The sequence below is a fragment of the Subtercola boreus genome, assembly GCF_003399625.1.
Taxonomy (GTDB): domain Bacteria; phylum Actinomycetota; class Actinomycetes; order Actinomycetales; family Microbacteriaceae; genus Subtercola; species Subtercola boreus_C.
On the sequence record NZ_NBXA01000033.1, the window covers coordinates 1 to 22,641 of the forward strand.

The following is a 22,641-nucleotide window of genomic DNA, read 5'->3' on the forward strand; positions in this document are numbered from 1 at the left end:
AGGACACGCTGGACAGTGCGGTGGAAACCCGCGCTGAACGCGTTCGCGATCACCTTCGCCGACCGCTGGCCGGCAGCAGAAACCTACTAACCAAAAATGCCGGAAACACCGAAAACGTTACAGACCCTAGAATCGGTGTAGCAAAGCATGGTTGTGAGGCGGGTGGGGTGTGGTTTGGGTCGGTTGATCGGGTACGCGCGGGTGTCGACAAAGAACCAGGACACCGACCGGCAAGAGCAAGACCTTCTCGCATCGGGGGTACGCCGGGATGACCTCTACGTCGATCACGGGGTGAGTGGTGCGAGGGCGAGCCGGCCACAGTTCGATCGCGCGGTGGAGGCGCTGCATGAGGGCGACACTTTGGTAGTGACAACTCTCGATCGTCTCGGTCGGTCAACGCAAAACATGCTTGCGTTGCCGGAGATGCTGCGGGGGAGAGGCGCCGGCCTTCGTGTTCTGAACCTTGGGGGCGGAAACGTGGACACGGGGACACCGATGGGGTCGATGGTATTCACGGTGATGGCGGCTCTTGCTCAGATGGAGCTCGACATCAAACGTGAACGCATCACCGACAGCGTCACCAAGCGGAGAGCTGCTGGTAAGGATCTGGGTGGTCGTCGGCCGGAGTTCACGGACAGTCAGATTCTGAACGCCCGTCGTCTCATCGACGCGGGGGAGCCGGCAGCGCAGGTTGCTAGGGATCTGCGGATGTCGAGGGCGACGCTATACCGGCGGATCAGGCTGCTCGGCCCTGCCTGACGGGTATGCGAGACATTTCAGAAAACTCCACCTCGAGGCGGTGACTGTGACGGCGGGAGTTACATGCAGGCCATCGACGGGGGAGCAAACAGTGCAGCGGGTCGCAGTCGGATGCTCGGTGTGAGTAGGCAGGCAGCGGCGAAGACGATCGGTGCCCTTGAGCGTGCCGGGTACGTTGAACGAACCGCAGACGCAGCAGATGCTCGCCGTAAACGCCTGGTGGTCTCAGGCCGTGGTCGCGAGGCCATCGCGATAGGTGCCGCCGAGTTCGAGAAGAGCTACCAGCGGTGGCCTCACACTGTGGGACCCGCGACAGCAGCCAGCACCCTCTCGGCCCTGAGCGTGCTGAGCGGATCGACCCCTTCGTGACGTGCACGCAGGCGACGTCGGGCCACCTGGGGCACGATCGGTCGGCCGCGCTACGCGTGCGGTGAGTCGGTCAGGCCGAAACCGACACCGGACTGGGCCTCGCTCCACTGCCACAGGCGCTCGGCCAGGGCGGGGTTGTTCGCCCTCTTGGATGCGTGGATCACTTCGGCGCCGCCCCGCATGTGCGAGAACTTCTCGGGCCCGGTGAAGGTTCCGCCCGGCAGATCGCCGGTGGCAGCGAGCAGCGCGGGCAGTGCGCCATCCTGCGGGGTCTGCGCCAGTGCTCGCACCATGACCTGCGCGATTCGCCCGGTTGTCTCTGCGTAGATGTCGGTGGCGACAAAGCCGGGATGCGCCGCCATCGCCTTCACCGTCGAGCCGGCAGCATCCAGCCGTCGTTGTAGCGCGCTGACGAAGAGAAGGTTGGCCAGCTTGGAGTTGTTGTAGGCGCGGGCCTGCGTGTATTTCGTATGCCGGAAGTTGAGATCGTCGAGGTCGAATTTGGCCTGCCGCTCGGCGAGCGACGCCAGGGTCACGACGCGGTCGGTGATGTGGCCGTGATAGCGTCCGAGCCGGCCGCAGACGATGATCTGGAGCGGTTGGGTGAGGAGTTCGTCGACGAGGTTGAAGGCGTCGTAACCGAGCATCATGGCGTCGCTAGTGACGCAGCGTCGGTTAGTGGAGTTCTCATTGTGGGCCTGAGGGGTTCGGTAGAAGCGCACCGCCAGACAGTCAATCGACCGCAACATTCGATTCCCGACACCGAGGACAAGCTGCCGCGTTCGGCATCACCGACATCAATACCTTGGATGAGTATTACTTCTCGGTCAAGAAGGCGGTGGAAGTCGCGATCAGCCGCAGTGGCTTGGATTGGCTGATTCTCCGTCCATCGCTTCTGGTCGACGGGTCGGGCGCAGGGACGGTGTCCCTCGGTCCTGCGGAGTTGCACCACCAGGTCGCTCGGGAGGACGTCGCTGAAACGCTCTTAGAGCTGCTTCGCACTCCTCGTATCGCCAAACAAATCCTCGAACTCGATTCCGGGTCTGTACTGATTGGTGAGGCGGTTCGGGCGAACATCCGTTGACGCGGTCTCAAGCGATGAACTGACGCAACAGCACGAGATCCGCAGCCGAGAACCGTCCGTCCGCTTTCGCTGCCTGGTGCCAGTAGGGGTAGATCAGGGGAAGTCGGCTGGCATCGTCAAGGACCGAGATCTCGTGAGTCGAGAGCTCGACTTCGCTCGCGAGGAGGTTCGCCGTCAGCTGCTCGGTCGTTCGGGCGCCGATTACGACCGAGGTGATGGTCGGTTTGCTCAGGGTGTAGGCGAGGGCGAGTTGCGAGGGAGTGATTCCTCGCTCAGAACTCAGCTCGATGAGGAGTTCGACGATGTTGTAGAGCTGGTCGGTGTTTCTGACGGGCGGTTCGCTCCAGTTCCCGAGGTGCCGCGAGCCTTTGGGTGCGACTCCGGCGCTGCGGTACTTTCCCGACAGGAGGCCGCCCGCCAAAGGGCTGTAGACCAGCACCCCGAGGCCCTGGTCTTCGGCGATTGGCAGCAATTCGTATTCAGCTTCCCGGGCCTGCAGTGAGTAGTAGATCTGCTGGCTGACGATCCGTGGCAGATGGTTCGTGCCGGCGACGGCGAGGTATTTCATGATGTGCCAGCCGGCGAAATTGGAGACTCCGATGTATCGGACCTTGCCGGACGAGACGAGCTTGTCGAGGGCATCGAGTGTCTCCTCGACCGGGGTCAGGCCGTCCCATTCATGCATCTGGTAGAGATCGATGTAGTCCGTGCCGAGCCTCCTGAGGCTCGCCTCGCACGCCGCGATGATGTGTCGTCGGGACAGCCCGGCATCGTTGACGCCCTCGCTCATGGGCAGACGAACCTTTGTGGCGATAAGCACATCGTCCCGGCGATCTCCGAGGGCCTGTCCGAGCACTGTCTCTGCGTTCCCGAGCGAGTACATGTTGGCGGTGTCGAACATGTTGACTCCAGCGTCGATGCATCGGAGAACCTGCTCGCGGGCTTTCTCGAGATCGGTCGATCCGGTCTCGAGAAAGGCCCCTTGAGCCCCGAACGTCATGGTTCCAAACGTCATCGTCGAAACAAGGAGGCCCGATCGACCCAATGCGCGATATCGCAAACCCGCTCCTTTGACAGTTGTGCAGTATTGATTACAGTATTGACCTTAGTCTGATATTCGACAAGTAATAATTAAGGTTTGTCGGCAAAACAGTGATAATACTTTACATAGCCTTCGGGCAACTCGATGAGGAGTTCACATGTCACCTTCACCCACTGGGCGTCCCACGGCCCGCCCCCGACTCCGACGACTGGCGGTTCTGGTCGCACTGCCGTTGGCGCTGGCCGGATGCTCGGCCACAGGCGCCGACAACTCGGCACCGATGGTCGGCTTCTCTGCTGCTGTTCTCGACAACCCCTTCACGTCGGCCAACGTCAACGGAGTCGTCGCTGCGGTTGACGAGAGCGGCCTGACGATGTTGCCTCCCACGAACGCCGAGGGCGATTCTGGTCAGCAGATCACCGACGTCAGCACGCTCATCTCACAGAATGTCAAAGCAATCGTGGCGATCCCGCGGGACAGCGACGCGATTATCCCTGCTGTCGAGGCGGCGAACGCCGCCGGGGTGCCGTTCATCACCGTCGACACCGCGGCCAATGGGGGGAACGTTTACATGAACATCCGCGCCGACAACGTCGCGATGGGCAAGGCTGCCTGTGAGCAGCTCGGCGCGGCAGCCGGTGGAACCGGTACGGTGTTGCAGCTCTTCGGCCCCGTCTCGACGACTCCCGGCATCGATCGGAAGACCGGGTTCGAGCAGTGCATGGCCGCGGAGTTTCCCGGTATGGAGATCATCAGCAAGGACACCGGTTGGGATGCGGCCAAGACGGTCGATCAGGCCCAGACGGTGCTGAACACCACCGAGATCGATGCGATCTTCCTGGCCAGCGACTCCGTGATGCTTCCGGGCATCCAGACACTTCTGCAGGGTTTGAATCGTTGGGCGCCGCAGGGCGAAGCCGGACACATCACGACTGTTGCAATCGACGGCTCGGCTCCTGCGTTGGACGCCGTGCGCGCCGGCTACCTCGATGCGGATGTCTCGCAGCCTCTGAACCTCTACGCGAAGTATTCGGCGTACTACGTGCAGGCGGCGCTCAAGGGAACCACGTTCCAGGTGGGCCCGTCCGATCACGACAGCCAGATCGTGGAGTACGAAGGCAACCTCGCCGACATGCTTCCTTCGACGGTCGTCACGAAAAAGAACGTTGACGACGAGACTCTTTGGGGCAACGCAGCGAAATGATCTCCAATGCGATCCAGATCGAGCACGTGGCAAAATCCTTCGGCGCGACGCAGGCGCTCGCTGACGTCAACCTCACCGTAGCCCAGGGTGAGACCCGCGCGTTGCTCGGCCGGAACGGAGCTGGCAAGTCCACCCTGATCGCTGCACTCACCGGCGGGATCGAGCCGGACGCTGGCCGAATTCAGGTAATTGATGAAAGCGGTGTGTTCACCACCGCAGGAGACGGGTCGATCGGCTGCGTGTTCCAGAAGAGTACTCTCGTGCCCACACTCACGGCGGGAGAGAACATCTTCCTGGGTCACTATCCGACAAGGTTCGGATTCGTCGATCAGGCTGCAATGCGCGATCAGGCCGCGGCGATGCTCTACGAGTGGGGCTTTGAGCGTCTCTCCGAACGGCTCGTCTCCAGCCTCGAGCCGTTGGAGAAGAAGGTTGTGGAGATCTGCCGCGCGCTTCAGGGAGGCCCGCGAGTGCTGCTGCTCGATGAGCCGACTGCAGGGCTGGACGCCGGAGCATCACAACAGTTGTTCACGAAGATCGAGGGGGCGCGGGCACGGGGTGTGACCGTCATCTACGTGTCGCACCATCTCGCGGAGGTGTTCGAGGTCTGCGACTCGGTCACTGTCCTTCGCGACGGACGCGACGTGGCAACGGGCGGAATCGAGCAGTTCTCCTTCGACAGCATCGTGAGCGCCATGGCCGGGCCGGTCGACGGCGCTGACGGGCCCGCTCTCCGTCGGAGCGGCCAGCCTGTTTCCGGTGATCGCGACCGGTCATCGGGTCAGAAGGTCGTGATCACTGTCAATGCGGTGGAACTCGACACCCACTCCCGCGCTGTCTCGCTGGAAGTAAAAAAAGGTGAGCGGGTCGGCCTCACTGGTCTTGACGGAGCTGGTCACATCACGCTCGCCCGTGCCATCGCGGGAGAAGTGCGGGTTCATCAGGGAACTGTCGAGATCGACGGAAAGGCTCTGCGATTGGGTGACGTGGCGCAGGCCATCCGCTCCGGCGTCGGATCGGTGCCGGAGGATCGCCATATCAACGGGCTGGTTCCCGACCTGTCGGTGGAGGAAAATGCCACGCTGACGGTTCTCGACCGGATCAGGGGGCCCTGGGGATTCGTCAGCCGCAAACGGCGGCGCGTACTCTACAGCGAGCTCTCCTCGAGCTGGGCGATCAAGAGCGCCGACCCAACCCAGGCTGTCAGCGAGCTCAGTGGTGGAAACCAGCAAAAAGTGGTGTTGGCCCGGGCTCTGGCCTCCGACCCGCGGGCCCTGGTGCTCATCAACCCGACCGCTGGCGTCGATGTGACCGCTAAGGAGTCCATCTATTCCTCGCTCATCGAGCTGAGTGAGCGGGGTACTTCCTTACTGATCGCGTCGAACGACGACGATGATCTTGCTGTCTGTGACCGAGTCGTCGTGATGTACGACGGCGCCGTGACGGCGCACCTTCCGGCGGGCTACACCGAAATCGAATTGATGACGGCAGTGCAGGGCCAAGCCCCACTCGCCCCACACGAAGACCTCACTCGCCATCGAGAATCGGAGCGGCAATAATGACCTCAACCATCTTGCAGGCGGGTACCCGACCACGGGCAATCCGAATGTCACCGGCAGTTCGCCGCGAACTCGCCCTGGTCCCGGTGATTATCGCCGCCCTGATCGTCGGCACAATCCTGTCCCCGACCTTCCTCACCGCGAACAATCTGCTGAACAACGTTCTCGTGAACTCGTCGGTGCTGGGAATCGTGGTCGTCGCGGAGAGTGTCATTCTCATCTCGGGCTACTTCGATCTCTCGCTCGAGTCGATCGTCGGGCTCGCCCCCATGGTCGCCGTGTGGCTCGTCCTCCCAAGCAGCCTGGGCGGATCGGGACTGGGGATCCCCTCGTGGCTGGCGATCGTCGCCTGCTTTGCGGTCAGCGCGATCATTGGAGCAATCAACGGACTGCTCGTCACAAAGCTCAAACTCAACGCCTTCATCGTCACCCTGGCCATGCTGACCCTGCTCCGAGGCGTCACCACCGGTATCTCCGGTGGACAGACCCTGTCGCGTCTTCCAGCTGAGTTCCTCTTTCTTGGGAGCGCGCGGCCCTTCGGCATCTCCATCCAGATTTGGATTTTCGTCGTGGTGGTAATCGTCGTTGCTGCCTTCATGCAGAACCATCCCATCGGCCGCAAGGTCTACGCGCTCGGCGGCAACCAGGCGGCAGCCGCCTCTGCAGGCATCAAAACGACAAAGCTCACGATCGCGGTCTTCGTCTTCGGCGCACTCCTGTCAGCGCTGGCAGGTCTTATGCTCACCGGCCGAATTGCCTCCGTTACCTCCGACCAGGGGAACGGACTGATCTTCACTGTCTTCGCGGCCGCAGTGATCGGAGGCATCAGTCTGAACGGCGGCCAGGGCACGATCTTCGGGGCCTTCTGCGGCGTGCTGCTTCTCGGAATCATTCAGAACATCCTGACGCTGTCGCGCGTGCCGTCCTACTGGATTGCCGCAATCTATGGGCTCGTGATCCTCTGCGCTCTCATCTTCAACTACCTCGCCGGCGCGCGGCCGCGACGGAACACGCAGCGAGCGTGAGCGGGAATGACGATATGACGATCCAGGAGCAGGGTGCCTCTTTCGTTCGAACAGAAAGCGGCGACGTCGTTGTCGAACTGCGCGCACACCCTCGCCAGCCAGTAGACGCCGGCGAGCTGAGAGTGCAGCCCCAGTACATCGGCATCTGCGGCACCGACCTTGAGATCCTCCACGACCGGATGCCCGAAAACTTCGACACCCGTCTGCCGCACACGCTCGGGCACGAGTGGTCGGGGATCGTTGTCGAGACCGGCCCCGGCAGCGATGGCTTCGCGATCGGCGACCGGGTGCTCGGACACGGTCACATGGGCGGGAACGACTGGTTCGGTGCGACCCACGATGGAGCAGCATCCGACAGCTTCGTGATCGCAGCGCACATGTGCCACCACGTGCCGGCCGGCGTCGATCTGCTCACGGCGGCCATCATCGAGCCGTTCGCCTGCGTGCTGCAGGGGTTCCAAAAGGCGGGGGGAGTCACAGCCGGCGACACCGTACACGTCTACGGCCTCGGCGCAATCGGTTTGGCGGCTGTGATCCACTGTGTGACAGTGGGAGCGCGGGTGGTGGCCTTCGACCTCAGTCCGCTTCGGCGCAGCCGGGCGATCGAGCTCGGCTGCGAAGCCGCGCTCGATCCCCGTGACGTCGGGAAGGCGGAGCGAGACGCCCTCGGACTCGCAGACCTCGTCCTGGAGGCATCCGGAGCCAGAGCGGCGCAGGCCTCCGCCCTCGAGAGTGCCGCGCCCCGGGGTCGAGTGCTGCTCATGGGGCTGTCTCGACCGACCGAAACGGATGCCCGGCTCTCGCTGATCGTCGAGCGAGACCTCACCGTGCTCAGCTCGGTCGGTGCGCCGACCGACATCTGGGAGCCTGCGATCCGTTATGTCGACCGAGCACGCATCGATCTCGGTCGCATCGTGACCAGCACGCTTCCGCTGTCGCGAGTGCACGAAGCATTCGACCGTGCCCAGGACGCCCAGAACGAGATCAAAGTGATGCTCCGCCCGGACGGGGCGGATGCCCGATGAAGCAACGAAACCGATGATGACGCCGAAGAAGGGGCACTGATGACGATAGAAAACCGAGAACTGATCGCAGCATGCTGGACCTGGGCCGGCGACGCGGCACCGGCACGGGGAGACGAAAGGAGCCCGATCGATCTCCGCACCAGGATCGAGACGGCCGCACAGCAGGGCTGGAGCGGGGTAGGTCTGGTGCACGCCGACCTGGTGCACGCCCGGGACACGATCGGGCTCGGTGAGGTGCACCAGCTTCTCACCGACAACGGAATAGGGACGGTGGAGTTCGAATTCCTCACCAACTGGTGGTCAGACGGCACCGATCGTGCCGAATCCGACGTTCTTCGACGGGACTTCTTCGATGCCGCGGCCACCCTCGGCGCCCACACTCTGAAGATCGGCGCGCATCTCGACGCATTCGGCTCGGCACCTGTTCCACGATCACTGTTCATCGACCAGTTGGGTCTGCTGGCAGATGAGGCTGCCGGACACGGCGTGCGTGTCGCTCTCGAGCCGATGCCGATGTCGAGCATCCGGACGATTGCTGACGGCGTCGGAGTGATGCAGGAGCTCGGGCATCCGGACGCCGGACTCGTCGTCGACGTCTGGCATGTCGCACGGAGCGGAACGGACTACGAGACTCTGGTCGACGTACTTCCGCTGGAGAACATCTTCGTGGTCGAGCTCGATGATGCACGCGAAACCGTTGTCGGCACCCTGTGGGAGGACACCATCAACGAACGCCTGCTGCCGGGCGACGGAGAACTGCGGGTGGCGGAATTTGTCGCTGCCATCCACCGGATCGGCTGGCGGGGTCGCTGGGGTGTGGAGATCATCTCCGACGCGTATCGCACGCTCCCGTTGGACGAAGCTCTTGCGTCGACCAGGGAGAAGACACTCCGGGCCATCGACGAGGCGAGCCTTCTCGGTGCCTGACGGGAATATCATTGGTCGTACTGGAGGAGGCACTGTGAGCGTTATCACTATGGGGGGCTCGGTTTTCGACGACGATTCGGCCGGATCCGCTGCCGACACGCTCGGTTCTCGAATTCGATCGGCGCGCAAGAAGCAGAGGCTGTCGATTCGCGACCTCTCCAATCGCGTCGGCGTCTCTGCGAGCTTCGTTTCACAGGTCGAGCTCGGTCGAGCGACTCCGTCGATCGGGGTTCTCTATTCGATCGCGTCTCTCCTCGAATTGTCGCTGGATGCTCTCATGAATCCGATGGAGGTGGACGAGGTGGCCCCAGCGGTCATCTCGAATACTCGGTCGGCTGGAGCCTCAGCGATCGAGAGCCCGGTGGCGACCGGGGGGCTGCCCAACGTTCAGAGAGCCGCTGATCGCTCGCGTATCAGCGCGGGGTCGGTGACCTGGGATCGCCTGACGAACACCGACGTCGAGAACATCGAGTTCCTGCAGGTGACCTATCCGCAGGGTAGCGAGTCGTGCCCGGTCGACGATCTCCAACGGCACAGTGGCTGGGAGTTTGGTCACGTCATCTCGGGCACGATGACGGTGCAGGTCGGCTTCACATCAGGAATCCTCGCCGCCGGCGATAGCATCCACTTCAGTTCCACGGTGCCCCACCGGCTGAGCAACGTATCAAACGAGGTCTGCATCGCCATGTGGGTCGTCGTCGGCCGCACGCACTCGACGACCGGGGCCTCCGACCTCTTCAGCTGAACGGCCTGAAGGTCAGCCAGCCGACGTCGCGGGGTCGTCAGCCAGACGTCCACCGCGGGCGACGTTGTCCTTCGCCACCTCGACGATCGTGATTCGTACGAGATCTCCGTCAACCCCCAATGTGCCCGCCACTGCGTCGGTGATTGCGCATGCCAGGCGCGCTTTCTGGTCGCGCGTGCGTCCGATAAACATTTGGATGGTGATGGTGGGCATTCGCTGTCCTCGGAATCTCTGATTAACTTATTTCGGGTTTTTCGACAGTATCACTTCCGATCTATGTAAGTATGAGTGTTGTCTTCCATGGGAAGCGATCCATCAACAGAGAGGTTGAGAACTGATGTCAACGACGAACGTGGGCGATGCTCTCGCCGAAGAGGTACTCCGGCTCGACGAGTCCCGCTACCGCGCAATGACTGCCGGGAACGCCGACCTGATCGAGAGTCTGCTCGACGCGGAGCTCGTCTACACTCACTCGAGCGGCTTCACGGACACCAGGGATGACTACCTCAAGGGTGTGCGGAGCGGCAACTTCGTGTACGGCCCGATCGATCACACCGTCGCCAAGGTGATGGTGGAGGGATCGGTCGTGATGGTCTTTGGCGAAATGCATACCGAGGCCGTGATCAATGGTGTGAAGAAGACACTCGACAACATCTCCATGTCGGTCTGGCGGCTGGTTCGGGGTGAACCCCGCCTGGTGGCCCTGCAGACGACCCCACTCGCGCGACGCTGATGGACAAGGTCTCCAGCAGTGCCGCAGATGCGGTTGCCGACATCGGGACGGGAGCATCTCTCGCGGTCGGAGGCTTCGGTTGGTGCGGCGTGCCGACCGTTCTCATCGAGGCAATCCGAGACGCAGGTGCGACCGATCTGGAGGTGGTGTCGAACAACTGCGGTGCAGACGGGTGGGGTCTCGCCATACTTCTGGCAGAACGGCGGATCAGCCGAGTGGTCGCATCCTTCTTCGGCGACAACCGCGAATTCGCACGGCAGTACTTGCAGGGCGAACTCGAAGTGGAGATCACCCCGCAGGGAACGCTCGCAGAGCGGCTGAGGGCCGCGGGTGCAGGGATCCCGGGATTCTTCACGCCCACCGGAGTGGGCACCCTCGTGGAGCAGGGTGGCCTCGTCTGGAGGTTCGACCACGAGGGGAATGCCGCGGTTGTGTCTCCCGCCAAACCCGTGCGAACCTTTGTGCGCGCCGGCAAGGCCCAGCAGTTCTTACTCGAAGAGGCGCTGCCCACCGACTTCGCGATCGTACGAGCCGCACTCGGCGACAGGCACGGCAACCTCGTGTTCCACGCCTCGGCGAAGAACTTCAACCCGCTCGCGGCAATGGCGGGGAGGATCACCATCGCCGAGGTCGAGCGACTGGTCGAACCCGGGGAGATCGACCCGGACCTCGTTCATCTCCCAGGCATCTTCGTCGACCGGATCGTCGAACTGACGCCCGAACAAGTCGCTGCCAAGCAGATCGAGAAGCGCATGGTCAAAGGAATGGTGAAACGATGACCGGCTGGACGCGAGAGCAAATCGCCCAGCGCGCCGCTGTCGATCTCAACGACGGAATGTATGTGAACCTCGGCATCGGCATCCCCACATTGATCCCCGACTTCCTCCCCAACGACGTCGAAGTCATCATTCACGCCGAGAACGGCATCCTCGGTGTCGGAACGTACCCCGACGAGGCTGATATCGACCCTGACCTCATCAATGCAGGCAAGGAGACCGTCTCGGTGAAACGGGGCGCATCGTTCTTCGACTCCGCCACCAGTTTCTCCATGATTCGCGGGGGCCGGATGGATCTCGCCGTACTGGGCGCATTCCAGGTCTCCGCGGGCGGCGACCTCGCCAACTGGGCCGTACCGGGAAAGCTGATCAAGGGGATGGGCGGCGCCATGGATCTGGTCGCCGGCGCCGCGAGAGTGCTCGTTCTCATGGAGCACATGAACCGCTCCGGCGAGCCGAAGATCGTGGTCGAGTGCAGCCTGCCCCTGACTGGTCGAAACGTGGTCGACCGGATCATCACAGACCTCGCGGTCATCGACGTGACCGATCAGGGACTCCGGGTGGTCGAGTTCGCACCCGGGGTGGATGCCCACATGTTGCGATCACGCACCGGCGCACCACTCATCATCGACGGGCGCTGAAGCCCGTCAGAAGAAAGGAAAGCACCATGGATGTAACCAGCGAAGAAGCCACCGACGTCGTCGTAGAGGCGTTCTCGAAGACGCCTGATCCGCGACTTCGGGAGGTGCTCGTCAGCGCCACCCGACACCTCCACGCCTTCGTTCAGGAGGTCGACCCCACCATGGCCGAGTGGGAGGTGGCGATCGACTTCCTGACGCGCACCGGTCACAAGAGCGACGATGTCCGCCAGGAGTTCATGCTGCTCTCCGACGTGTTCGGCGTCACGATGCTCGTCGAGACACTCGAGTCACTGAGACATTCGAATGCCACGACGGCGGCCACTGTGCTCGGCCCCTTCCACATGACGGTCAGTCCGCGCCGAGAGCTCGGCGAATCGATCGATGAGATCGGCTCCGCCGTCCCGTGCATTGTGGAAGGCACCGTCACCTCGGTCACCGGGGAACCCATCCCGCACGCCACGGTCGATGTATGGCAGGCGGATTCAGAGGGCTTCTACGACGTTCAGACCGAGGCAGGACTCCCCGAGGGCAATGGCCGTGGATTCTTCACCGCAGACGAGAACGGCGCCTTCTGGTTTCGCACGGTCGTTCCGGCCTTCTACCCGATCCCAACTGATGGGCCCGTGGGGGAACTGCTTCGGGCAAGTGCTCGGCATCCGTACCGTCCGGCGCACATCCACTTCATCGCGGATGCGCCGGGCTTCCTGCCGATCACGACTCACTGTTTCGTCGCCGACAGCCCCTATATCGACGAAGACGCCGTCTTCGCAGTCAAATCGAGCCTGATCACGCCGTTCGAGCGGAACGACGATCTGGTGGCCGCTTCGAGGTTCGGCCTGGACCAGCCTTTCGATCACGCGCGATTCGATATCGTGCTCGCCCCCGCCGAAGGAGCCTGACCGTGGAGTTCCGTTACACGTCTTTACCCATGAGTGTGAGTTTCGGGGCGGGCTCCGTTGCGGGCCTCGCCAACGTTCTTGATGCGCATGGCATTTCCCGAGCAATCGTTCTGACGACGCCTGAGCAGGAGGAGTTGGGTCGGCGCATCATGGACAGCCTCGGTGATCGGGCGGTCGGCCTCTATCCGAAGGCTCGGATGCACGTTCCGACCGATGTGGCAGACGACGCCATCCGTCAGGCGCGCGAACTGGGAGCGGACGCCTGCGTGGCCGTGGGGGGCGGGTCGACGATCGGGCTCGGCAAGGCCATCGCCCTCCGCAGCGATCTTCCCATCATCGCCGTTCCCACGACGTACGCGGGATCCGAGATGACCCCGGTCTGGGGGCTGACATCCGACGGGGCGAAGAAGACCGGCCGCGATCGGCGTGTGCTGCCGACCGCCGTCGTGTACGACCCGGAGCTGACGCTGACGTTGCCCCTCAAACCGAGCCTCGAGAGCGGGGTCAACGCAATTGCTCATGCTGTCGAGGCGCTCTACGCCCCGGATGCGTCGCCCATCATCAGCCTGATGGCAGAGGAGGCGATTCGCGCCCTGCGGATAGCGCTACCTGCGCTTCGGGCTGACCTCGGCGATCTGGAGGCCCGCGAACACGCCCTTTACGGCTCCTGGCTCGCCGGCGCGTGCCTCGGGGCCACGACCATGGGGCTGCATCATAAGATCTGCCACGTGCTCGGCGGCACGCTCGATCTGCCCCACGCCTCGACGCACGCCGTGCTGTTGCCGCATGTGTTCGCCTTCAACGCTGAGGCGGCTCCGGGGGCCGCCAGGGCGGTGGCACGCGCACTCGACGTCGACGTCGATGACGCCGCGAAGGGCTTGGCCTCTTTCGTAACCAGCCTGGGTGTCACCTCCTCGCTCCGAGAGCTGGGGGTGCAGGAGTCCGAGATCGGTTTCGCTCCGGCCGCGGTTGTCGAGACCCTCTACTCGAACCCGCGTCCGGTCACCGAAGCAGACGTGGAGACGATCATCCACGCCGCACTCCAAGGTGCCCTGCCGCTTGGGGTGACCCGATGAGCCAGCTCCGAGACGTCGTCTTCTGCGAGCCGATCCGCACCCCGGTGGGCGGGTTCGGCGGATCGCTCCGCTCGGTGCCGGCCGAGAAACTGGCCTCCGACCTGATCCGCCACCTCCTCCACCGCACCCAGCTGGATCCGGCTGCGGTGGGGGAGGTCATCCTGGGTCACTCGTATCCGACAATGGAAGCGCCTGCCATCGGACGGATCGCTGCCCTCGACGCAGGACTGCCGGATCATGTCTCCGGTGTACAGGTCGACCGCCGTTGCGGCTCAGGCCTTCAGGCTCTGATGATGGCAGCCATGCACGTGCAGACGGGCATCAACGATGTGGTGCTGGCCGGCGGCGCCGAATCGATGAGCAATGCCCCCTTCTACTCCACCGAGATGCGTGGAGGGGTGAAGGGCGGGTCGGGGGTGCAGCTGCACGATTCCCTGCCGCGAGGGCGCGTGACAGCAGGCGGTCTGCTGCATCCGATGCCGAACGGCATGATCGAGATGGCCGAGAACATGCGTCGCTCCTACGGAATCTCACGGCGGGAACAGGACGAATATGCCGCGCAGTCGCATCAGCGCGCCGCCAGGGCGACGCGGCTCGGCTACTTCGAGAACGAAATCGTGCCGGTCGAGATTCAGGGTCGGCGCGGTGTGGATGTGATCCGAGTCGATGAGCACATCCGGCCGGAGGCCAGCAGCGAGTCGCTCTCGGCGCTTCGACCGATCCTCGGAGCGACCGATCCAGAGTCGACGGTGACGGCGGGCAACGCGTCGGGTCAGAACGACGCTGCAGCAGTCGCGATCGTCACCACGAGCGCTAGGGCCGATGAGCTCGGCCTCCGGCCCGTCCTGCGATTGTGCTCGTGGGCGACGGCCGGCGTGGCGCCGGAGTCGACAGGAATCGGCCCCGTCAGAGCGAGCGAGCTCGCCCTGCTGCGGGCCGGTCTCACAATGGCCGACATGGATCTCATCGAGCTGAATGAGGCCTTCGCCTCCCAAGTTCTCGCATGCACGCGCGAGTGGGGGTTCGGCCGCGACGACTTCGACCGGTTGAACGTGAACGGGTCGGGCATCTCGCTCGGTCATGCCATCGGGGCGACAGGGGCCCGAATCCTCGCGACGCTGGCCTGGGAGATGGAACGGCGGCAGTCGCGGTACGGCCTTGAGACGATGTGTGTCGGCGGGGGCCAGGGAATCGCCGCAGTCTTCGAGAGGGTCGCGTGACGGGGCAGGACGGCACCACGCCGACCACCCGCCTCAGTCGCTCGACCGCAGAGGCGATCTACTATCGCGATCTCGACCTTGTCGGCGACGTGATCGGCCAACGGTCCTTTGTGGAGATCTTCTACCGGCAGACCATCGGCAGGGATCCGACCGCGGAGCAGTCCCGGATGCTCGACGCGGTCCTCGTGGTGCTAATGGAGCACGGGTTGACTCCCAGCGCGACCGCAGCGCGACTGGTCTACTCGAGTTCACCCGAGAACCTCCAGGCGGGAGTGGCGGCTGGGCTTCTCGCAGTCGGTAGCCGATTCATCGGCACGGCCGAGGGGTGCGCGGCCCTGCTGGACGAGGTCGCGGCGAGCGAAGTGCCCGCTGACGCTGCGGACCGTCTTGCTGCCGAGTATCGGAAGAAGCATGAGCCGGTGCCCGGTTTCGGGCACCACATCCACCGCCCCGACGATCCTCGCTCAGTCAAGCTGCTCGAGCTTGCCCAGGAGACGGGTACAGCCGGCCGACGCCAGGATGCCCTGGTGCTTCTGGCGGCCGCTGTGGATCGGCATGCGGGCAAGCACATCACCATCAACACCACTGGCGCGGTGGCCGCCATCCTGCGCGACATCGGTATCCCTGCCACGCTGGTGCGCGGAGTCGCGGTGCTGTCGCGCGCCGCCGGCCTGGTGGCGCATCTCGCGGAGGAGCAGGTCACGCCGATCGACCGCTACCTGTGGAGCCGCATGGACGAATTGATCCCGTTCGAATCGTAGAGGGGGGACAGGCCGGGGGGCGGACGAGCCAAAGCCCGACCGCCCCCCGGCATCCCACCTGGGTCGGAAGACTGGCTAGACCCTCGCGAGGCCGCCGTCGACGACGAGCGTCTGGGCGGTGATGTACGAAGCATCGTCAGAAGTCAGGAACGAGATTGCGCCGACGACGTCTTCAGGGACTCCCGAACGCTTGATGGATTGGAGGGCGATCATGTTGTCCCACTTGGAGGCTCCGGGAGTTCCGGGTTCGCCGATCAAAGCCGCGGTGGTCTTGGTCACGAGCAGGCCGGGCGCCACGGCGTTCACCGTGATGCCAAACTCGCCGTATTCGCTACCGAGCGCCCGGGTGAGTCCGATGATGCCGCCCTTGCTGGACACGTAGCCGGCCAGCATCGGGTCGGCCCCGTTGATGAAGGAGTTAGAGGCGATGTTGACGACACGCCCCCAGCCCTTCTTCTGCATCTGCGGCAGAAGCGCTTTGCAGGTGTAGAACATCCCGTCGAGATTGATCGAGAAGATCCGTCGCCACTGCTCGGTGGTGAGGTCTTTGAACAGGATGAACGGGTAGATGCCCGCATTGTTCACAAGCACGTCGGCACCCCCGAAGTCGGCGACCGCATCAGCCAGTGCGGTGACCGACTCCTCAACCGAGACGTCGCATCTGACGCCGAGCGAGCGTACTCCCAACCCCGAGACGGCTTCGACGGTCTCATCGGTCGGCGCGATGTCGGCCGCCACGATGTCATAACCGTCCTTGGCCAGTCTGATCGCAGTGGCCTGCCCCAGTCCGTCGGCCGCACCAGTGACCACGGCTATCCGTCTCTTCATGTACTGCTCCTGATTCGTCGTTGAATACGCACCGCTCTGCGCGAGTGTGCCTCAATTCGACGCCAAGACACCCCGCTTGTCAAGTATAGGTCGACGACTTCGTAATCCAGACTTGACAAAAAGCAATCAATACTGATGCACTTCCTTTCGGAAGGGAACAATCAATGACGATTTCCAGAAGAAAACCCGCGGTGGCATTCATGGCCCTCGCCCTCACCGTCGGGCTCGCAATCACCGGCTGCAGTTCGAGCAGCACTACACCTCGAGCCAGCGGTTCAAGTGATGTCACAGGCATGAAGGTGACACTGCTCACCGTGTCCCAGAGCTGCGCCTACTGCGCCACTCACACCGACGAGCTCAAAGCCGATGCACAGAAGGCCGGGGTCGACCTTACGGTGGTGGTCAACGAGTTCGATGCGGGAGTCCAGGCTCAGCAGGTCAACCAGGTGATCAGTACGAAGCCGGATGCGGTCATCCTCTGGGCTGCTGACGCCACCGCGATCCTCCCTTCGCTGGCCCGACTGAAGTCTGCGAAGATTCCGGTCGTTCTGACGAACACGCACCCCCAGACCGATGACACCTCGCTGTGGACCGCCTACACGGGGCCCGATGACACCGATTACGGACGCAAGGCGGGCGAAGCGATGGTCACCGCACTGAAGGCAAAGGGCCAGACCTCTGGCTCGGTCGTCGTCGTGACCGGCGTCCCGGGCACTCCCGGCGCCATCAATCGCCTGAAAGGCTTCACGGAGACCTTGGAGAAGGATGCTCCGCAGGTCACCATCGCGGGAACGCAGAATGCGGACTGGGATCAGACAAAGGGGACGACCGCTGCGGCTGCCCTGCTGACGCTCTACGGCAAGGATGATCTGGTGGGCATCTATGCCGAAGCCGACAACATGCTCGCCGGCGCTATCGTCGCGGCAGACCGTGCCGGTTACAAACCGGGCGACCTGACCATGGTCGGATCCAACTGCTCGATCGAGGGCTACACGAACATCGAGAGCGGTGCGCAGCAGGCCTCGGTGCTCCTGAGTCCCTACGATGACGCCTCGCTCGCCTGGCAGGCAACCCTCAAGGTGCTGCAGGGTGACGACGTCGCCAACGAGACCTTCATTCCCCCCGTGGTCATCACGAATTTAAACCTCGCGGACTGCGCCGCCGCGGTCGACAAGTAAGGGTGGATTGACTGTGCCCAGCTATGGAATCGACATACCCGGCCACGTGGTGGTCACCGGAACCGGCAGCGGGCTCGGATTGGATTGCGCCAAGGCGCTGATCGCGATCGGAGTCCACGTGATCGGTGTCGACGTCTCACCCGAGCCTCAGGAGCTCATCGGTCCACAGTACCGGCACGCCAGAGGAAGCGTCGCTGACGAAGCTCTTTGGGCCCAGGTCGCCGAAACGGTTCGCGAGATCGGGCCGCAGGGTCCAGCCGACGGGCTCGGGTTCATCGGTGCGGCGGCCATTCTCGAGGTCGGCACCCTGCGCACCGACACGGCTGAGGTCTGGAGGAGGTCCTGGGAGGTGAACGTCCTGGGAAACGTCCTGGCCCTGCAAGCCCTTCTTCCTCTGCTCGAACTCTCCGAGCGAAGCGCAGCGGTGATCGTCACGAGTGTCGACGCGCAGTTCGGTGAAGAGCAGCTCGCGGCGTACAGCTCGTCGAAGGCGGCGATTTCGGGAGCAGTGCGCAGCATCGCTCTGGACTTCGCCCGATCGGGTATCACGATCAACCTTCTCGCACCGGGACCGATGCGAGCGGGCCTGTTTGAACGCCACTTGGCAGCGTCAGCGGATCCCGCGGCTTTCCTCGCCACGAGGGAAGCCCGACAGCCTATCGGGCGTATCGTCGGTGCGGACGAGGTGGCAGCAGTCGCACTCTTCCTTCTTTCGAACAGGGCGTCCGCGATCTTCGGATCGACCGTCACAGCAGACGGAGGACTGACGGCGGGCTTCGACTTCCGTGGCGGAGAAACGGCGGTGCAGTCGTCATGACAGCCACCGCGACATTGCTTTCGGTTGAGGGTGTCAACAAGTCGTTCGGCGGGGCGCGTGCGCTCACCGACGTCTCTATCCAATTCCTCAAAGGTGAAGTCCATGCTCTGCTCGGCGAGAACGGAGCCGGTAAGAGCACGCTCGTCAAGATCATCGCCCAGGTCATCTCGGCGGACTCGGGCAGGGTGGTCGGATCGAAGGCCGATCTCTCGGATGTCGCGATGGTGTTCCAGGAACTCTCGGTCATCCCAGATCTGTCGGTGCGCGAGAACGTTGCCCTCAGCCTGAGGAAGGCTCGCAACGGTGTCATTCCGAAGAAGGCCCAGGAATCGCGCATCCGGGAGGCGCTCACCTCCGCGGGTCTGGGCGGGATCGATCTCGACGTACCTGTCGAAGCGCTGCCGCTGGCCCAGCGCCAATTGCTCGAGATCGCCCGGGGCCTTGCATCCAATGCTGAGACACTGATTCTGGATGAACCCACCGCGACTCTTTCGGACGTCGAGATCCGGCGCGTGCACGACGTGGTGAGATCTCTCGCCGCCGAGGGCCGGGCAATCGTGTACATCACCCATCGGCTGGCGGAAGTCTTCGAACTGTCGAACCGCATCACGGTGATGCGGGCAGGAAAGGTCGTCGCCAATGGCCCGACGTCGGATTTCGACATGGCATCACTGGTCACACACATGTTGGGCGCCGAACACCGAGCGGGTGTCGTCGAGATCTTCGACAACACCTTCGATCCCGGTGGGGCACGCACGCTGAGAGTCAAGGCACTCAGCGTGGCGAACAAGTTCAACGACGTGTCATTCGAGGTGTGCGGCGGTGAAGTCACTGCGCTCTTCGGGCAGATCGGGTCAGGTGCTGACGAAGTCGTTCGCGCGATCGTCGGCTATTCGAATCTCGATTCGGGCAGTGTGCGGCTCGACGAGCACGAGATCAGCGGGTTGTCCCGACACGGCTCCCAGAAAGCCGGTGTCTCGTACGTCTCGGCAGATCGCGTCATAGAGGGTGTATTCCTGACGGCATCGGTTGTGCGGAACCTCACCTCGGGCGTTCTCCCATCGGTGAGCCGCGGCGGCGTGTTGACGAACGCAAAAGAGATCGCACTGGCCAAGTCCGTGGCATCGCGAGTGACCTTCGACGAATCGAGGGTGCGTCAACCGGTGGGATCGCTCAGCGGCGGCAACCAGCAGAAGATCGCGATCGGCCGGGCGCTCGCAACCAATCCGGCTGTGCTCGTTCTGAACGAACCGACCCGGGGCGTGGACATCGGTGCGCGGTCGGGAATCTATCGCGCCCTGCGAAAGCTGGCTTCGAGGAATGTCGCGGTCGTTGTCTATTCGAGCGACGTGGTCGAACTCCGCGAGCTCGCCGACAACGTGATCACGATGTTTCGCGGAAAGACCGTCTCCGAGCATCGCGTCACGAGCGTCACCGATGCCCAACTCGTCTCAGAGATCCTGAACGGAACAGCATGACTCGGACCTCGCCCGCGCCGGCAGTACTCACCGATGTCAACGCCGGGGCCACAACGGGCCGAACGCGCATCAGAGCGTTAGGCGAGTGGGCGGGAGACGCCTCGGTGATCATCGCGGTGACCACCGTGGTTCTGTTTCTCATCGCCTGTCTCGTCGTTCCTGAATTCGCCACCGCCGACAATCTCCGTGCCCTGCTCCTGTCTATCGCTCTGGTCGGAATCGCGGCCGTGGGAATGAGCGTGATCACCATTGTCGGTCGTCTCTTCTCGCTTTCAGTGAGCGCCACCGTCGCCGTCTCGACGATCATCTTCGCGGGGGCTCTGGGCCTCGGCCCCTGGTTCGCGCTGGTGATCGCTGTCGCCTTCGGAGCAGTCGCGGGAGCGGTACAGGGCGTTCTCGCGGGGAGACTCAAAGCCGATCCCATCGTCACGACAATCGCGGGTGCCGCCGTGATGATCGGCATCGCTCAGATCTTCAGCGAAGGTCGAACCGTCGCCGGCGCCGGCGACGCGTCCGTCTTCGCCATCAACATCGCGGGCGTTCTCCCCATGCAGGTGCTCATCTTCCTCCTCGTCACCGGCGTCGCCTGGTGGATCCACCGCTTCACTGTCCTCGGACGGAAAATCACCCTTGTCGGATTGAACGAACGGGCAGCCGAGGTATCAGGGCTCCGATCCTGGCCGCTGGTCATCGTTGCATTCGTCGCTTCAGGCGCTCTCGCCGGACTTGCCGGCGCACTTCTCGCTTCCGAGTCCGGACAGGGCAACCTGCAGTTGGGCGCCACATTCGGCTTCGACGCGATCACCGCCGTCGTCGTCGGCGGCATCAGTGTCAAGGGCGGGATGGGCAACCCGCTCAACGCCGCCGTGGGCGCGTTCCTGGTGGGTTTGCTCTCCAACGCTCTCGTGCTCGTCGGGCTGACCTACGAGACACAACTCATCGTCAAAGGAGTCTTAGTGCTGTTCGCCATCATCATCACCGGAGTCGCTTCTCAGGCGAAGAACGGGGCTCGCAGGTGACCCGCGAGGTACGCGTGTACTGGAGGCTGCGCACCTACATCGCGTGGGCGCTGGCCATCTCCGCCTTCCTGGTCTTTGCCGTCTCCGACAGCAAGTTTCTGAACGCCGGGAATCTCTATGCCCTGGTTCAGTCCTTCGCGGTGATCGGGATCGTCTCGATTGGCCTGATGTTGGTCATGGTGGCCGGCGAGTTCGATCTGTCCGTGGCGGGGACCGTTCCCCTTGCCGGACTCGTGGCGGTCCGTGTCAGCGAAGCCTCCACCGTCTTTGTGGGCGTGCTCGCCGCGGTCGTCGTGTGCGGTGCGGTGGGCTTCATCAACGGGTTTGTCACCGCCCGCTTTGCTCTGCCATCGCTGGCGGTGACGGTCGGTACGCTCGTTCTCACGACCGGGCTCGGTTTCGCGATTGCCGGCGGCCAGATCGTCACTCTCTCGGACTACGAGGCGGGGATCGCGCTCGACTCCCCGATTGCAGAGCTCTTCTCGTTCCGGTCGCTGCTCCAGATCATCCTCATCGCCGTCGTCGGACTCCTCTTCGCGAAGACATGGATCGGGCTGGGGATCCGGGCCGTCGGCAGCGACCCAAACCGTGCAGCCACGGCGGGTATCTCCATCATGCGCACCATGCTCACCGTCTTCATCGTCTCGGGCTTATTTGCCGGAATCGCCGGAGCGATGCAGGGTGTCAGCCTTGCGGCCGGCGTTCCGGGAGACGACCAGGCAATTCTTCTCCAGGCCGTCACCGCCGCAATCATTGGCGGCACGGCCCTCAGCGGTGGCAGGGGGAGCACGCTGGGGGTAGTAGCGGGAGCACTCTTACTGACCATCGTCAGCAACGGGTTGAGCCTCCAAGGTACCTCGACCGCCGTGATCCAGCTCCTGAACGGAGGGATACTCGTGCTGGTCGTCCTCGTCAACCAGCCGCTGCAGACCGCAAGCAAGCGCCTGCTCGACCGAACAATCCTGAAGGGTAAGCCAGCGACCGTCTAGTTCTGATGCCGACTGAATCGCTGTAATTCTCCTCTGGCGTCGGTCGTGTTGACAGCAATCAACGCATCAGTCTGATCGATGGTCGGGTGGGCCTGCTGGTAGCGGGTGACAAATTCGTTTCGGCTGCGAAGAAGTAGGGCGAGCATCTCCGCTGTCAAAGGCTCCATCACTCCAGCATGCCGCACTCATGCGAAACCACACCCGAAGACAGCCACCGCATGGTCATCGCCTCAGTCACCAGAAACTCCTAAATGACGTCGCGAGACACGCGGGGCTATGAGATGAGTTAGCAAGACATGGGCCGACCGCGGAATCTCGCGGAACGTGCATGCCGTCCATTGGGGGAGTGGGGTGTCTCAAAAACCTTTAGCTATTCGAGGCATCCCACTGCGACCAACGCTTCTACGCCTGTACCTGCCACGGTGAGCGATCCACGCTGCCAGCGCACATACCCTGATCGCGCTAGGGCCTTCGCATTCAATGGGGC

25 protein-coding genes are annotated in these 22,641 nt (G+C 63.3%); 21 read left to right on the forward strand and 4 right to left on the reverse strand.

Annotated features, from left to right (window positions below):
- The first annotated feature begins 174 nt into the window (after nucleotides 1-174).
- Both B7R21_RS17335 and B7R21_RS17340 read left to right on the forward strand, forming a co-directional pair.
- Nucleotides 175-759: a recombinase family protein gene (locus tag B7R21_RS17335; RefSeq protein ID WP_116284539.1), complete on the forward strand. Its 585-nt coding sequence runs from the start codon at nucleotides 175-177 to the stop codon at nucleotides 757-759.
- A 120-nt stretch (nucleotides 760-879) separates the two neighbouring features.
- Nucleotides 880-1,128 carry a MarR family winged helix-turn-helix transcriptional regulator gene (locus B7R21_RS17340; protein WP_216364293.1) on the forward strand — a complete coding sequence of 83 codons (249 nt, stop codon included), beginning with the start codon at nucleotides 880-882 and terminating at the stop codon, nucleotides 1,126-1,128.
- 50 nt (nucleotides 1,129-1,178) lie between these two features.
- On the opposite strand, the gene B7R21_RS17345 is transcribed toward B7R21_RS17340, so the two are convergent.
- Nucleotides 1,179-1,778, reverse strand: coding sequence for a hypothetical protein (locus B7R21_RS17345; protein WP_116284516.1), 600 nt, complete (start codon nucleotides 1,776-1,778; stop codon nucleotides 1,179-1,181).
- Between the two features lie 137 nt (nucleotides 1,779-1,915).
- On the opposite strand from B7R21_RS17345, the gene B7R21_RS17350 reads away from it, so the two are divergent.
- Nucleotides 1,916-2,212 carry an NAD(P)H-binding protein gene (locus B7R21_RS17350; protein ID WP_116284517.1) on the forward strand — a complete coding sequence of 99 codons (297 nt, stop codon included), beginning with the start codon at nucleotides 1,916-1,918 and terminating at the stop codon, nucleotides 2,210-2,212.
- Nucleotides 2,213-2,219: 7 nt separating this feature from the next.
- Here B7R21_RS17350 and B7R21_RS17355 read toward each other — a convergent pair whose 3' ends face one another.
- Nucleotides 2,220-3,227 (reverse strand): aldo/keto reductase, encoded by a 1,008-nt coding sequence (locus B7R21_RS17355; protein ID WP_216364295.1) that lies wholly within the window; start codon nucleotides 3,225-3,227, stop codon nucleotides 2,220-2,222.
- Nucleotides 3,228-3,411: 184 nt separating this feature from the next.
- Between B7R21_RS17355 and B7R21_RS17360 the strand changes: the two genes are divergently transcribed.
- Genes B7R21_RS17360 through B7R21_RS17385 form a run of 6 tightly spaced genes read left to right on the forward strand, consistent with a single transcriptional unit; the run spans nucleotide 3,412 to nucleotide 9,739 of the window.
- A complete protein-coding gene (locus tag B7R21_RS17360) occupies nucleotides 3,412-4,458 on the forward strand; it encodes a sugar ABC transporter substrate-binding protein (RefSeq protein ID WP_116284519.1) in 1,047 nt (348 codons plus the stop codon).
- Nucleotides 4,455-6,017, forward strand: coding sequence for a sugar ABC transporter ATP-binding protein (locus B7R21_RS17365; protein WP_116284520.1), 1,563 nt, complete (start codon nucleotides 4,455-4,457; stop codon nucleotides 6,015-6,017). The genes B7R21_RS17360 and B7R21_RS17365 overlap by 4 nt, the downstream gene beginning before the upstream one ends.
- A 47-nt stretch (nucleotides 6,018-6,064) precedes the next feature.
- Entirely contained in the window at nucleotides 6,065-7,042 is a 978-nt protein-coding gene (locus B7R21_RS17370) for an ABC transporter permease (RefSeq protein ID WP_216364296.1), read from the forward strand.
- Nucleotides 7,039-8,067 (forward strand): zinc-dependent alcohol dehydrogenase, encoded by a 1,029-nt coding sequence (locus B7R21_RS17375; RefSeq protein ID WP_172592256.1) that lies wholly within the window; start codon nucleotides 7,039-7,041, stop codon nucleotides 8,065-8,067. The genes B7R21_RS17370 and B7R21_RS17375 overlap by 4 nt, the downstream gene beginning before the upstream one ends.
- A gap of 39 nt (nucleotides 8,068-8,106) precedes the next feature.
- Complete coding sequence (locus B7R21_RS17380) at nucleotides 8,107-8,994, forward strand: sugar phosphate isomerase/epimerase family protein (RefSeq protein WP_116284523.1); 888 nt, start codon at nucleotides 8,107-8,109, stop codon at nucleotides 8,992-8,994.
- A gap of 34 nt (nucleotides 8,995-9,028) precedes the next feature.
- Complete coding sequence (locus B7R21_RS17385; RefSeq protein WP_216364297.1) at nucleotides 9,029-9,739, forward strand: helix-turn-helix domain-containing protein; 711 nt, start codon at nucleotides 9,029-9,031, stop codon at nucleotides 9,737-9,739.
- A gap of 12 nt (nucleotides 9,740-9,751) precedes the next feature.
- On the opposite strand, the gene B7R21_RS17390 is transcribed toward B7R21_RS17385, so the two are convergent.
- Nucleotides 9,752-9,952, reverse strand: a complete 201-nt coding sequence (locus B7R21_RS17390) for a tautomerase family protein (protein WP_116284525.1) — start codon at nucleotides 9,950-9,952, stop codon at nucleotides 9,752-9,754.
- Between the two features lie 124 nt (nucleotides 9,953-10,076).
- On the opposite strand from B7R21_RS17390, the gene B7R21_RS17395 reads away from it, so the two are divergent.
- Genes B7R21_RS17395 through B7R21_RS17425 form a run of 7 tightly spaced genes read left to right on the forward strand, consistent with a single transcriptional unit; the run spans nucleotide 10,077 to nucleotide 15,845 of the window.
- Entirely contained in the window at nucleotides 10,077-10,472 is a 396-nt protein-coding gene (locus B7R21_RS17395; RefSeq protein WP_116284526.1) for a nuclear transport factor 2 family protein, read from the forward strand.
- On the forward strand, nucleotides 10,472-11,251 hold the full coding sequence (locus tag B7R21_RS17400; protein ID WP_116284527.1) for a CoA transferase subunit A: 780 nt from the start codon (nucleotides 10,472-10,474) through the stop codon (nucleotides 11,249-11,251). The genes B7R21_RS17395 and B7R21_RS17400 overlap by 1 nt, the downstream gene beginning before the upstream one ends.
- Nucleotides 11,248-11,889 (forward strand): 3-oxoacid CoA-transferase subunit B, encoded by a 642-nt coding sequence (locus B7R21_RS17405; protein ID WP_116284528.1) that lies wholly within the window; start codon nucleotides 11,248-11,250, stop codon nucleotides 11,887-11,889. Before B7R21_RS17400 ends, B7R21_RS17405 begins: the two co-directional genes overlap by 4 nt.
- Before the next feature lie 26 nt (nucleotides 11,890-11,915).
- Complete coding sequence (locus B7R21_RS17410; protein ID WP_116284529.1) at nucleotides 11,916-12,788, forward strand: dioxygenase; 873 nt, start codon at nucleotides 11,916-11,918, stop codon at nucleotides 12,786-12,788.
- A 29-nt stretch (nucleotides 12,789-12,817) separates the two neighbouring features.
- Complete coding sequence (locus B7R21_RS17415) at nucleotides 12,818-13,864, forward strand: maleylacetate reductase (RefSeq protein ID WP_116284530.1); 1,047 nt, start codon at nucleotides 12,818-12,820, stop codon at nucleotides 13,862-13,864.
- Nucleotides 13,861-15,084, forward strand: a complete 1,224-nt coding sequence (locus tag B7R21_RS17420; RefSeq protein ID WP_116284531.1) for an acetyl-CoA C-acetyltransferase — start codon at nucleotides 13,861-13,863, stop codon at nucleotides 15,082-15,084. The genes B7R21_RS17415 and B7R21_RS17420 overlap by 4 nt, the downstream gene beginning before the upstream one ends.
- The gene (locus B7R21_RS17425) at nucleotides 15,081-15,845 is read left to right on the forward strand and encodes a citryl-CoA lyase (protein ID WP_116284532.1); all 765 of its coding nucleotides are present in this window, start codon (nucleotides 15,081-15,083) and stop codon (nucleotides 15,843-15,845) included. The genes B7R21_RS17420 and B7R21_RS17425 overlap by 4 nt, the downstream gene beginning before the upstream one ends.
- A 75-nt stretch (nucleotides 15,846-15,920) precedes the next feature.
- Here the strand turns inward: B7R21_RS17425 and B7R21_RS17430 are convergent, their stop codons facing one another.
- Nucleotides 15,921-16,673: an SDR family NAD(P)-dependent oxidoreductase gene (locus B7R21_RS17430; RefSeq protein WP_116284533.1), complete on the reverse strand. Its 753-nt coding sequence runs from the start codon at nucleotides 16,671-16,673 to the stop codon at nucleotides 15,921-15,923.
- Between the two features lie 293 nt (nucleotides 16,674-16,966).
- Here B7R21_RS17430 and B7R21_RS17435 point away from each other — a divergent pair, with 293 nt between their 5' ends.
- From B7R21_RS17435 to B7R21_RS17455, 5 genes are read left to right on the forward strand one after another with little or no spacing between them, the layout of a single operon-like run.
- Nucleotides 16,967-17,851 (forward strand): sugar ABC transporter substrate-binding protein, encoded by an 885-nt coding sequence (locus B7R21_RS17435; RefSeq protein ID WP_172592257.1) that lies wholly within the window; start codon nucleotides 16,967-16,969, stop codon nucleotides 17,849-17,851.
- 13 nt (nucleotides 17,852-17,864) lie between these two features.
- Entirely contained in the window at nucleotides 17,865-18,668 is an 804-nt protein-coding gene (locus B7R21_RS17440; RefSeq protein WP_172592258.1) for an SDR family NAD(P)-dependent oxidoreductase, read from the forward strand.
- The gene (locus B7R21_RS17445; protein WP_116284536.1) at nucleotides 18,665-20,146 is read left to right on the forward strand and encodes a sugar ABC transporter ATP-binding protein; all 1,482 of its coding nucleotides are present in this window, start codon (nucleotides 18,665-18,667) and stop codon (nucleotides 20,144-20,146) included. The genes B7R21_RS17440 and B7R21_RS17445 overlap by 4 nt, the downstream gene beginning before the upstream one ends.
- Nucleotides 20,143-21,165, forward strand: a complete 1,023-nt coding sequence (locus tag B7R21_RS17450) for an ABC transporter permease (protein ID WP_116284537.1) — start codon at nucleotides 20,143-20,145, stop codon at nucleotides 21,163-21,165. The genes B7R21_RS17445 and B7R21_RS17450 overlap by 4 nt, the downstream gene beginning before the upstream one ends.
- Nucleotides 21,162-22,154 (forward strand): ABC transporter permease, encoded by a 993-nt coding sequence (locus B7R21_RS17455; RefSeq protein WP_116284538.1) that lies wholly within the window; start codon nucleotides 21,162-21,164, stop codon nucleotides 22,152-22,154. The genes B7R21_RS17450 and B7R21_RS17455 overlap by 4 nt, the downstream gene beginning before the upstream one ends.
- Nucleotides 22,155-22,641 lie beyond the last annotated feature (487 nt).